Origin of the sequence: Niabella hirudinis (assembly GCF_051201075.1) — a bacterium.
GTDB lineage: Bacteria > Bacteroidota > Bacteroidia > Chitinophagales > Chitinophagaceae > Niabella > Niabella hirudinis.
Genome location: NZ_JBPEHJ010000001.1, coordinates 849,531 through 861,423 on the forward strand (window position 1 = coordinate 849,531; position 11,893 = coordinate 861,423).

General features: G+C 45.7%; 11 protein-coding genes and 1 tRNA gene. 7 read left to right on the plus strand and 5 right to left on the minus strand.

Annotation, left to right across the window (positions count from 1 at the left end):
* Nucleotides 1-60 precede the first annotated feature (60 nt).
* The 3 genes from GGU45_RS03180 to GGU45_RS03190 all read left to right on the plus strand — a co-directional run bounded on the left by GGU45_RS03180 (nt 61) and on the right by GGU45_RS03190 (nt 3,002).
* Nucleotides 61-1,104 carry a lytic transglycosylase domain-containing protein gene (locus GGU45_RS03180; RefSeq protein ID WP_435221931.1) on the plus strand — a complete coding sequence of 348 codons (1,044 nt, stop codon included), beginning with the start codon at nt 61-63 and terminating at the stop codon, nt 1,102-1,104.
* Between the two features lie 159 nt (nt 1,105-1,263).
* Entirely contained in the window at nt 1,264-1,887 is a 624-nt protein-coding gene (locus GGU45_RS03185; RefSeq protein ID WP_435221933.1) for an ABC transporter ATP-binding protein, read from the plus strand.
* Nucleotides 1,887-3,002, plus strand: coding sequence for a hypothetical protein (locus tag GGU45_RS03190; protein ID WP_435221935.1), 1,116 nt, complete (start codon nt 1,887-1,889; stop codon nt 3,000-3,002). Before GGU45_RS03185 ends, GGU45_RS03190 begins: the two co-directional genes overlap by 1 nt.
* 54 nt (nt 3,003-3,056) lie before the next feature.
* On the opposite strand, the gene GGU45_RS03195 is transcribed toward GGU45_RS03190, so the two are convergent.
* Entirely contained in the window at nt 3,057-3,683 is a 627-nt protein-coding gene (locus GGU45_RS03195) for a hypothetical protein (RefSeq protein ID WP_435221937.1), read from the minus strand.
* 292 nt (nt 3,684-3,975) lie between these two features.
* Here GGU45_RS03195 and GGU45_RS03200 point away from each other — a divergent pair, with 292 nt between their 5' ends.
* Nucleotides 3,976-4,653: a response regulator transcription factor gene (locus GGU45_RS03200; RefSeq protein ID WP_435221939.1), complete on the plus strand. Its 678-nt coding sequence runs from the start codon at nt 3,976-3,978 to the stop codon at nt 4,651-4,653.
* 14 nt (nt 4,654-4,667) lie between these two features.
* On the opposite strand, the gene GGU45_RS03205 is transcribed toward GGU45_RS03200, so the two are convergent.
* From GGU45_RS03205 to GGU45_RS03220, 4 genes are all read right to left on the minus strand, one after another.
* Nucleotides 4,668-5,963: an anthranilate synthase component I family protein gene (locus tag GGU45_RS03205; RefSeq protein WP_435221941.1), complete on the minus strand. Its 1,296-nt coding sequence runs from the start codon at nt 5,961-5,963 to the stop codon at nt 4,668-4,670.
* Nucleotides 5,964-5,989: 26 nt separating this feature from the next.
* Nucleotides 5,990-6,412 carry a hypothetical protein gene (locus GGU45_RS03210; RefSeq protein ID WP_435221943.1) on the minus strand — a complete coding sequence of 141 codons (423 nt, stop codon included), beginning with the start codon at nt 6,410-6,412 and terminating at the stop codon, nt 5,990-5,992.
* Between the two features lie 251 nt (nt 6,413-6,663).
* The gene (locus tag GGU45_RS03215) at nt 6,664-7,926 is read right to left on the minus strand and encodes an adenylosuccinate synthase (RefSeq protein WP_435221945.1); all 1,263 of its coding nucleotides are present in this window, start codon (nt 7,924-7,926) and stop codon (nt 6,664-6,666) included.
* A 644-nt stretch (nt 7,927-8,570) separates the two neighbouring features.
* Nucleotides 8,571-10,823, minus strand: coding sequence for a RelA/SpoT family protein (locus tag GGU45_RS03220; RefSeq protein ID WP_435221947.1), 2,253 nt, complete (start codon nt 10,821-10,823; stop codon nt 8,571-8,573).
* Nucleotides 10,824-10,926: 103 nt separating this feature from the next.
* On the opposite strand from GGU45_RS03220, the gene GGU45_RS03225 reads away from it, so the two are divergent.
* The 3 genes from GGU45_RS03225 to GGU45_RS03235 all read left to right on the plus strand — a co-directional run bounded on the left by GGU45_RS03225 (nt 10,927) and on the right by GGU45_RS03235 (nt 11,822).
* A complete protein-coding gene (locus GGU45_RS03225; protein WP_435222021.1) occupies nt 10,927-11,298 on the plus strand; it encodes a DUF6934 family protein in 372 nt (123 codons plus the stop codon).
* Complete coding sequence (locus GGU45_RS03230) at nt 11,295-11,465, plus strand: hypothetical protein (RefSeq protein ID WP_435221949.1); 171 nt, start codon at nt 11,295-11,297, stop codon at nt 11,463-11,465. Before GGU45_RS03225 ends, GGU45_RS03230 begins: the two co-directional genes overlap by 4 nt.
* 275 nt (nt 11,466-11,740) lie before the next feature.
* Nucleotides 11,741-11,822, plus strand: a tRNA-Leu gene (locus GGU45_RS03235).
* The last annotated feature ends 71 nt before the right edge of the window (nt 11,823-11,893 follow it).

The following is an 11,893-nucleotide window of genomic DNA, read 5'->3' on the forward strand; positions in this document are numbered from 1 at the left end:
GTTTATACTCCAAACTGCGTTGTTTATAAAGTATTAATTATTAAAACACGACAGCAAATAATGACCCGGAATCAATTGACTGTTTTTATCGGCAGCGCAATACTATCACTTTGTGCCATCAACCCGTCCCAGGCGCAGCTAAGCCCTGTAAAAGAAGCCTCAGCAGCACCTGCTGCGCCCACTGAACAATTGGTAAAAGCGGATCTCAAAGCCGGTTTTAAAGACTTGTTTGAAAACGCAGACCTTAAAACCACCAGCTTTAAAGGCATCAAAACCGAGCATCTGAATCCAAAAGCGATCAGTTTTGTAAAAGATTATGTTGATCGTCATGCAGATGATCTTAAGGAATTAAGAACCTGGGCAAGGCCTTATTTTGATATGATGGATGACGTACTTTCCCAGAACAATATTCCCCGGGAGCTGAAGTACCTCGCTGTCATTGAATCCAACCTCAGGTCATCTGCCGTTTCCTGGGCCGGTGCCGTTGGTCCCTGGCAGTTTATGCCTGAAACAGCGCGCGGGTTAGGGCTTTCCGTTTCCAGGGGGAGAGATGAACGAAGAGACTACCTCAAAAGCACAAAAGCTGCCAGCAAATACCTGAATTATCTTTTCAATATTTATAAAGATTGGCTGTTGGTAGTAGCTGCCTATAATTGTGGCCCCGGCCGTGTAAACTCCGCCATTAACAAGGCCGGCAGTAACGATTTCTGGGATCTTCAGTACTACCTCCCTGCAGAAAGCCGCAACCATGTAAAAAAGTTTATTGCCACCCATTATATCATGGAAGGACAGGGTGGTGTAACCACGGTTTCGAGAGACCAGGCCCTGGCAATGATGAAAACCGTAAAAGATGAGGCCACGCAGCAAAATGTAAAAATGCAAACCATCAGCGGGCGCTATAACGCAGCCGCCATTGCCAAATATCTGGAGATGTCCCTTGCTGATTTCAACAAACTGAACCCCAGCCTCGATAAGGTACTTGCATCCAACAGTACTTACCAGCTAAAACTTCCCGAAGATAAAATAGACCTCTTCCTGGAAAAAAAGAACGAAATGCTGAATGAATCCATCCAGATGCTCATCAACCCGGAGTACAGGAACTGATGGCTGGGGAATGCAGTAAATAGCGAATAGGCCACAGGAGATAGCAAGCAAGCATTAAAAAATATTAAATCTAAAGGGAGGACTTGCCCGCTTTATCGCTCCGTTAACAATACCCAAAACTACAATTTGCTATCTTGGCCTCTATTAAACAACCACTGCATGCTGGAGATCACATCCCTTGTAAAACGGTACAACAGCCGGTTGATCCTTGACATCCCGTTTATACAACTGCCCAAAGGCATCTACTGGCTAAAAGGAGAAAACGGTAGCGGCAAAACCACGTTTCTCAAAATGATGGCGGCGCTTATCCCCTTTCGCGGCGATATTGTAGTAAACCATACTTCTCAAAGTGAGGCGCCGCTGGCCTACCGGAAACAAATCAGTTGGGCGGAAGCGGAACCGCTTTACCCCGCTTTTTTGACGGGACAGGAATTGATTGCGCTTTATCAGCAGATCCGCAAGGTGTCCGACAAAGAAGTGGCTTCGCTGATCCGTCTTTTTGGCGCAGGACCCTTTGTTTCCCAAAAAGCAGGCACCTATTCTGCCGGTATGCTTAAAAAGATTTCACTTATACTGGCTTTTATGGGTACCGCATCCCTGATCCTGTTGGATGAGCCTTTTATTACGCTGGATGCGGCAGCCTGTGCCCTGCTGACCCAAACCATAACTGAGCGCCACAAAACACAGCACACTTCTTTTATCCTGAGCTCACACCAGGACCCTGGACCCAACCAGCTTGCCTGCAAAGAGCTCTTTGTAAACAACCAAACAGTGACCCGCTGATGTCGTTAACCCGGACCTTTTATAAGGCCTTCGTCAAACCCTTTTACAAGGAGAACGCCGGAACATTCGTATTTGTATTTACCATATTTTTCTTCATCATCGGAACAGTGGATGGAGCCGGGCTTTTCAAATATCACTACGGGCTGATAAAAGCATTGCTGAACATTCCCGCCTTCCTGGCAGCAGCATTACTGGTGTGGGCTTTGTATGCACGTAAATGTGCCGTATTCATCACGCAGCTGCTGCAACAGCCGCACTATCGGTTTATGTCGCAATTTAGAAATCTGCATCCACGGCGGCAATACTTGCTTTTTGCTGTTGCCGACTTCGTACTGCTGCTTCCGCTAACCTTCTACCTTGTATTGGTAATTACGGAAGGGGTTTACTTGCACTATTTTGCGGTAACATCAGTCGTGGCCATCTTCCTGGTCCTTTGCGGTACCCTGCCTCCCGCCTGGCATGTTTTTGTATTGAATCATCCGGAAAGAAAAAGCCTTTTGAAAATAAGACTCAGAAAACCGCTTGGCGATGCTTTTCTTTATACGGGCATATTAATCCGTGCTGCCCAACATACACAAAAGCTTGCCTGGCTGGGCGTCAAATTGTATACCTGTACCGTTTTATACTTTACCACCGCAAACAACCATCTGGCACCGGATGATCTGCAGCTTGCGTTCTTACTTTTCAGTTTTGGTATCCTGGCCAATGGCGTTTTTATTAACCGCGTTCGCAGATATGAGGATCAATACCTCTCATTTTACAGGGGGCTGCCGGTTACTATCACAAAGCGGTTAATAATCTATGCCGCCTGTTGCGGCGTACTGATATTGCCGGAAATCCTGTTGCTGATCTTCCTTTCTACCCGGCATATCAGCAGCAGCATCGCTGTTTTTTTTGGTGGCTACGCATTTTCAACAGTCCTGCTGATCCTGAGCATCAGTTTTATAAAAAACATAACCTTTAAAAACCAGACAGCTATCTTGCTGCTGCTATTTTTTACAGGATATTTGATCATGATGTGTTCCGGCATTGGCTGGATTAGCCCGGTATATTTTGTTCTTGCCTTAGTGCTTTTTTTGGGCTGCTATTATCGATCAACGCAGTTTGCTTCCTGAGCATACCGCCTCCCGGCTTCCGCTAAAACTTTGCTGCTTAAATACCCTTCCTGCTCAATGAATTAATGTCATTTCGCTTACATAAGTGGTTCCATCATCTACATAGGTTTGCCGCATTTTAAGCCGGTTAGCCGTGAGCTCCGTTATCATATAAGTGGTTGCCTCTTCTCCTGTTCCTATTACAATGCCCGAATGATCGCTGGTCCATTCCCATTTATCGGTTGCGCGCCCCGCAGCAGTGTTTTCCCCGTAAAAGGTTTTGGGATTCATGACTACATCCATAACTACCTCCCCACTGGCTTTAAAAAGGGCCACCTCATCGTTTTCATAACTTTGTCCGGAAACTGCATCACTTTCACTTTCCTCATCAAACGCAGCCATTTCTGCAGGGTTAATGGTCCAGGTCCAGGCATTCAACTTCCATTCACCTGTTGTAAGCAATTCCGTCCGGTTTATCGCCGTTCCGTTATCTTCCACCTGCACATCGCGCTTACTGCAGCCAATAAAAAACAGCATCAAAAATAAAGGAGCAGTCAACAGATTGCCACATATACGCTTGCCCGCGCTAAAAAGCACAGTTAGTCTTAGTTGCCTCATAATAAACCCTTTGGGTACAGTCAATTCAAAAACCAGGTCGCTGATGTAAAAGTAGTATGGCGAAATGCGTAGGTCAATACCCACAAGTAGTATTTTTTAAAATCGCAGTTTAGTGTTAGCTTTGATCTGCACAACTAAATTGCATGCTTACGCGCGTATTTGATCAGAAGCCCAGGCCCCACCTCCGGTCCGCGATTTCAAAACAACACAGGATTCTTCATTTTGAGGAAGACATTTCTGTGGATAGCGGCCATCCATTGCAAAGCCTCAAAAAGTTATTTAAATGCTGCTATTGCGGATTTATACCGCCAGGGGCCGGGCCGGCATTCCCGTGTATTGTCATGCCTGATTATTTAGAACCCCACTTTGACAAAAAATGATTACCGCGCGCGTTTATAGTTATGTGATCATCGAAGATAATCCCGTAATGCAAAAAGGATTAGCTTACATATTGAGACGGTTCGACAACCTGGTCTTAAAAGGGCAATACTACAATATTGAAAGCGCCCGGGAACCCTTAACCAAGATTCAGCCCGACCTTATTTTACTGGATATTATCCTGACCGGTTTGAGCGGGGATAAGGGATGCGCCCAGCTAAAAAAGGATCTGTTCAAACCACCCAAAGTGATTGCCTATACAAACTCCTCCTTCCATAGCAAGGACCTGATCAAATGGGGTTTTGACGGTTACGTGCATAAGAACGAACCGGTGGAAACCCTTATATCGGTAATACAGGACGTTCTTGAAGGCAGTTCCGGCTTTGGAGCCTCCAGGGATATTTCCCCCACAAAGGACAACTATTCTTATAATACCTCAAAGGCTCCGAGGGAGTTCCAGATCATGGCAATGGCCGTTATGGGGAAAACCAATAAAGAAATCGGAGACCTGCTGCATATCAGTATTGAAACCGTTAAAAAAAGCCGCCAGAATTTTAAAACAAAAGCGAACCTTCGTGACAAAAGCATCTATGGCATCCGGGAATATCTTGAAAAGGAGCATGGGTATACCTTCCGGCCTACCGGCTCTATCAAAGCAGATGAAGAGGGCTCATAAACATAAACCTGTTATCAATGCCCTTTCAGCACCGCTTCTATTGCTGTTGCCTTTAAAAGGCATTCTTCCCATTCCTGTTCGGGATCACTGTAAATGGTGATACCCGACCCTACTTTATAAGAAAGATAACCCGTTTGCGCATTGTACATCAAACTGCGGATTATGACATTAAAATCAAAATCTCCATCGGGCTGTATATAACCCAGCGCGCCAGAGAAAATGCCCCGGGCTGTTTTTTCATAATGGTCGATCAGTTGCATTACCCGAACTTTGGGGGCGCCGGTCATGGACCCCATCGGGAAGGTAGCTCTTAAAATTGCTGCCATATCCACATCCTCCCCAACGGTCCCCGAAACCGTGGAGATCATCTGGTGTACCTGCGCAAAGCTGTAAACGCCAAACAACTCATCCACCTGTACCGAACCTGCCTTGCAGATACGTGAAAGATCATTTCTTACCAGGTCCACCACCATCACATTTTCGGCCCTGTCTTTCTTACTGCCGGCCAACTGCTGTTGCTCTGTATACAAACTGGCGGCGTCGGTTCCGCTTCGCGAAAGCGTTCCTTTAATGGGCTGGCTGATCAGCTTACTACCCACTCTTTTTAAGAACCGCTCGGGACTGGCGCAAATCAGCCATTGATCATCAACGCGGTAAAGCCCCGAAAATGGATTGGGAGAACGGGTGGTCAGCTGCTGGTATACCTCAACGGGATCCATTGCTGCCGCGGCCGAAAAAAATTCCACACAATAGTTAATCTCATAACAATCGCCCCGGTGAATGTGCCCCTGCAGCTGCCGGATAGCCTGCAGGTACGCCTCTTTGGTAACCCGGCACCGGACAGCCTGTTGCAATTGCAGGCTCACAGGTGCAGCCACAGCTTCCTCCTGCAGCGCTTTATAAACGGAATCCGGGTCTTCGCCTTCAATATACAGCCGGTTGCCTTTTACATACAGCAACCAATCCGGCTCAAAGAAAAAGCCTTCGGGAAATTCCACCGCAGCGGTCCGCCCCGGACTATAACAGCCCATGCCCGTTTCCAGTTCATAGTTCCAATGCCCAAGCAGCCATGTTTTTTTTTCAGCTAAAAAATCATCAAAAGCGGTAAGTGCGTCCGCACCCGAAAGTAACACCTTACGCTTTACGCCGGCGCCTGCAAGAAATTCAAAATCCTGCTCCGGGAAACCACAGGAGTCTAAAAAACAAAAGGTGTTAAACCGTCTTAACCAGTTTAACACCTTTGCTTTTATAAAAACAGCGTCTTTTAACAGAAAACTCTGGCCTGTTATTGGTTCACTATCCAATGCCATTTATTAAAAATCTGTCCCGATGATCCTTATCTAAAATCATCATCGTCATCAAAATCATCGTTGTTGTTACCAAACAGGTCATCAAATTCCTCATCCGGTTTAAAATCGTCCTCATCTTCATCATACGATTTTTTCCCTTTCCCAACTCCGCCGGATTTTGACTTCGACTTCGGAATATCGAATTCCTCAAAATCCTTATCCCAATCCTCATCTTCTTCTACCTTATCCCAGTCATCATCCTCTTCGTCCAAATCCTCATCCTCATCATCATCGTCCTTTGAGACCTTTCCCTTTTTCGCCCGTACCGGGGATTCATCCTCCTCTTCCTGAAGATCATCATCCTCCAATTCATCCTCTTCTTTCTTTGATTTTGAAGACGCCTTTTCTGCAGGCACATTTCCTGCCCTTGTCTTCTTGTCTGTTCCTGCTGACTTATTTGATTTTGCCATAACCTAATAAAATCTGATAAATGAAAATGTAAATTTTAATCGAAGTTTTTAATTCTCCAAATTTTTTAAACTGATTTTTTATTCGAATTTGTTTAAACGCTTTTCCTGCGGGGATATCCCATTTAGTATTTCTCCTGATTGAAGCAGATCAATCCCAACCACAAATGCCAGCAGATCGATTTTCTGCAAAACTCCGCATCAAAATCGTTGCTCGCCAGCGGGCGGTACTTCTCCTTTAAACAAATTCTTCGTTAAATTTTGATCAATTGTTCTCTTTCCGGGCCATTGGAAATATACTTTACAGGAACACCAAGATAATCATTGATAAAGGTAATATAGTTTTTCATTTTCTCCGGCAGTCCCTCGTAAGATTTAGCCTGGGAAATATCGGTGTGCCAGCCCTCAAATGCCTCAAACCTGGGCTGGTAGGGTGCAAGATCCAGGCGCAGTGGTATTTCGGTAATTGCCGCTCCATCCAGGGAATAGGCGGAGCAAACCTCCAGCTTTTCAAAATGATCCAACACATCAGCCTTGGTCATCACCAGCTGGGTAACCCCGTTGATCATGCAGGCAAAATTCAGGGCTACCAGGTCGATCCAGCCACAACGTCTCGGACGACCGGTTACAGCTCCGTATTCTTTACCAATATCGCGCAGGCGCTGACCGTCTTCATTATCCAGTTCAGAAGGAAACGGGCCGCTTCCCACACGGGTACAATACGCTTTGGTAATGCCTATTACTTCTTTAATATGCTGTGGCGCCACACCCAGTCCGCTGCACACACCTGCAGAAATCGTATTGGAGGAGGTTACAAACGGAAATGTACCAAAATCCACATCCAGCATGCTGCCCTGTGCCCCTTCCGCCAGTACTTTTTTACCCTCCTTCAGCAATTTATTAATAAAATATTCTCCGTTTACAATGTTCAGTGTTTTGAGGAATTCGATGGCCTCAAAGAAATCGGCCTCATCCTGGCTGATATCTTCATCAAAGCCGTAGGAGTTCAGGATCACGTAATGCTTTTCCTTTAAAGCCTCATACATATTTTTGAAATCGGGGTTCAGGATATCGCCCACACGCAAGGCATTGCGCCCTGTTTTGTCCATATAGGCCGGACTGATTCCTTTTAATGTAGAACCGATCTTGCTATTTCCTTTAGCTTGTTCCGATGCTTTATCCAGCGCCCGGTGCGTGGGAATAATGAGGTTGGTCCGTTCGGCAACATAAAGATTCTTCTTCAGATCGCCTCCAAATTTTGTAAGCTGCTCGCATTCTTTTTCGAGGGAAATGGGATCCAGTACCACCCCGTTGCCGATAAGATTGATCTTTCCTTCATTAAAAATTCCTGAAGGAATCTGGCGCAATACCAGTTTTTCTCCGTTCCGGTAAAGCGTATGTCCGGCATTGGGCCCGCCCTGAAAGCGCGCCACTACATCATAGTCCTTTGCAAAAAAATCTACAATCTTGCCTTTGCCTTCATCGCCCCATTGCAGACCCAGAATAACATCTATCATTATGAACTTTTTATTAACGATTCTTAAAGCTGCAAAAATAGAGGTTTCCCCGGAGGGGAATTCAAAATATCCAATGAAAAATTTTAAACGTAAAAGTGAGGCCCGTTCCTGCTCAGAATTTAAAAATGTGGGAATGTGAAAATCTGAAAATGAAGGTGCCGTTCCTATTCGGCGCTACGCATCCTGATGAAATACCGGAATCATAAATGAGAAATAAGAACCTTTAGCCTAAACATAAGTACATCAGGCAGAAAAACGTCCCGATGTATCGCATGCACGTCAGGTTAAGAACAGATCATGTTGCCATGAAATGTAGTACGGGTAAACCTCTCACGCCAAAAAGATCGCATCTTTTAATGGCAAACAGGCGCAGCGCGCCGTTGACCCTTATAACGATGAACGCCCAAAACCTCCCGTAGCCGCAGCGCGGCGGTAATTTCCTGTGCACCGCTTGTACAAACCGCAATGATTACCGGTGCGCTGCACCTTTATTACCTGTATTGTCGTTTACTAACAGGATCAGCGCTGCGCTGCAGCTCCCAGGACAAAAATTAACTTGACGCACATGCGATGTATCGGGAAACCTGAAACATTGAACCCCGTCCGACCGGGTCGTCCGGGGGCGGGCTTAAACCTGGAACCGCCTATTTCCCCGGCAGGTCTTCGGTATCATACCGTTCTACCGATTCAATACCGTTCAGGTCCTTTAACCGGTTCACCAGTTCATCCAGCTCTTCCTTATCATGCACATATACTTTAATGTTGCCTTCAAAAAGGCCCTCCGAAGCTTCAATGGTAAGGGCGGCAATATTGATTTTGAGTTCGGCGGAAATGAGGCTGGTAATCTTGCTTACCACGCCCACATCATCCATCCCGATGATCCTAACACCCGTAAGGAATGAAATTTCCTTGTTCTTGGCCCATTTGGTTTTTACAATCCGGTGCCCGTAATTTGCCAGCAGCTTAGGCGCGTTGGGACAATTAGTCCGGTGAATGGCCAGCCCTTTTCCTGTGGTGATAAAACCAAAAACATCATCTCCCGGGATAGGTTTGCAGCAATTAGCCAGGTGGTACATGATCTTATCACTGCTTTCGCCAAAAATAATCAGCTCCGTATCCTGTTTATTGCTACCGGATGCCGGGGTATGGTTCTCTATTTTATGTTCCTGCACGATCTTAACCGGCCTCGGGTATTCGATGCGGTCGCCGATCGTCTTAAATTCTTTCAGTTCTTTAAGATCGATGTTTTTAATAGCCACCTGGTAAAACAGCTCCAGGTTTGAGTGCAGTTTGTAAAACTGGACCAACTCATCCAGGTTAGACTGCTGCATAGAAGCACCCATGCCTTCCAGTTTGCGCTGGATGGTATACCGTCCTTCATCGGCTACTTTTTTCTTTTCTTCCTTCAGTGCCTCTTTTACTTTGGCCTTGGCCTTTGCTGTTACCACAAACGATAGCCAATCCTCGGATGGGGTTTGTTTGTTGCTGGTAATGATCTCTACCTGATCTCCGCTGCGCAGTTTATAGCTGATGGGTACCAGTTTATGATTCACCTTGGCTCCAATTGTTTTAGCGCCAATGGCCGTATGAATGGCAAAGGCGAAATCGAGCGCGGTACTGCCCACCGGCAACATTTTTATATCTCCCTTGGGCGTATAGATGTAAATTTCCTCCGTTAGGAAACTCATCTTGAAATCCTGCAAAAAATCCACGCTGTCGGCATCCTGGTTGTAGAGCACCTCCCGGATCTGTTGAAACCACTTATCAAACCGGTTCTCATTAGCGCCGCCTTCCTTATACTTCCAGTGTGCGGCCAGTCCCTTTTCGGCAATTTCATTCATGCGTTTGGAGCGGATCTGCACTTCCACCCATTTCCCCCGGGGGCCCATTACCGTGGTATGCAATGCTTCATATCCATTGGATTTGGGGTTACTTACCCAGTCGCGCAGCCGCTCAATAGAAGGCGTGTACTCATCAGTGATCAGCGAGTACACCTTCCAGCAGTCTTCTTTTTCCCGTTCCTGCGGGGAATTCAGAATGATCCGGATGGCAAAAAGATCATAAACCTCCTCAAAGGTTACGCCTTTTTTCTTCATTTTATTCGAGATGGAATGAATATTCTTTGGGCGCCCGTATATTTCAAAATCAAACTTGTTCCGCTCCAGCTTTTCCTTGATGGGTTTTATAAACTCGTTGATATACCGGGTACGGTCGCGCCTGGTCTCTGCCAGTTTTTTGGCAATCTCTTTATAAGCATCCGGCTCCAGGTACTTCATCGCCAGGTCTTCCAGTTCTGTTTTAATGCTGTAGAGCCCCATCCGGTGTGCCAGAGGAGCAAACACATAGACCGTTTCAGATGCGATCTTTAATTGCTTTTCCCGCTTCATACTGTCCAGCGTACGCATGTTGTTCAAACGATCGGCCAGTTTGATGAGGATCACGCGGGGATCATCTGTAAGGGTGAGCAGGATCTTTTTGAAGTTTTCGGCCTGCTGGGAGGCGGAAGAATCGATCACATTGGAGATCTTGGTGAGGCCATCCACGATCTTTGAAATTTCCGAGCCAAATTCGCGCTCAATATCCTGGAAGGTAATATCCGTATCTTCAACAGTATCATGGAGCAGGGCACACACCGTGGACCGAACGCCCAGACCGATCTCTTCCACACATATTTTTGCTACAGCAATCGGGTGCAGGATATAGGGCTCACCGCTCTTGCGCCGCATACTGCTGTGAGCGTCTGCCGCCATTTCAAAAGCTCTTCGTAAAATATCCCTGTCGCCCGGCTTGATCTTATCCTTTAACGCACGCATCAACGACCGGTACTCCCTTAAAATCAGTTTTTTTTCCTGCTCTTCGTTAAGACTATATTTGGGTTTTTGCTCTACTGTTTTCATGCAATATTTGGCACACTCCTCTTCCTTGTTTCTTTGATAACGATTCAATCCTCTGGTTAAAATTACATAAATTCTGCCGCGCAACACAAGACCCTGTCAAGATATTAAATATTCTGAAAAGGGCCAAAGGCGGCACCTCTGCTTTGGCGATCTACTCCCCAATGGAAGTATTGATGGTTCGGTACACTCCGACAATGGCGATATTATAAAAGTGCTTGTCACCGTTATATGTATCCTGAAAGAATTTACCCTGCTCAGGCCGAATATCAAAATAATGTTTGTTGGTAGTACACCCGAACGACAGCGGCTTTATCAGCGGATTTTAAAAATGTACCATTCCGGATTTATCAAAGAATTTGCGATCACCGGCCTTATTGAGACCGATCAGGGGTATAAAGAATTGATTTTCAAACCCGAATCTCATTTTATTTATTTAGCCTTTTTGTGCAAAGAATTTATTAAATTCGAAATATGAACACTGTAAAAAATACTAAAAAAAGCAACCGGAAAAAATTGGTATTAGGCGGTGTAACTGTTTACACTGTTCAATTTGATCCCGCCGTTGAAGGTTCCCTGTTTAGCGACAAACTAAGAAAGGCGAACGCGCTGTTGGAAAAAACCATTTTCCTGAAACAGCCGTAATATGTTCAGTCCGTAGGCAACCAAACCAGGTTTATACCTGGCATGTCCAGACTGCTGATCTATAAAACCAGGCACACGATCCTGTTTAAACACCGCAAACCTGCTGAAAACACCTCCCGGTAGTTTATTTTGGATTGTTTTTTGAAACCGGGATCCATTTGCCCCTACTTTGAAAGGCGACCACACTGAGCCTGTGTTCGCCTGTATTTTTTCACAGAACTGTGCTTTTTTATTTCAGAATACACTACATTTGCAGCCCGAAATGGAGTTCTTATCCGGATGTGGTGGAATTGGTAGACACGTCAGACTTAGGATCTGATGCCGCAAGGTGTGGGGGTTCGAGTCCCTTCATCCGGACTGAGGTTTAATGTTTAATGTTGCTCATCAATAACCTTAAACATTGAACCTTTAAACATTAAACAATACAA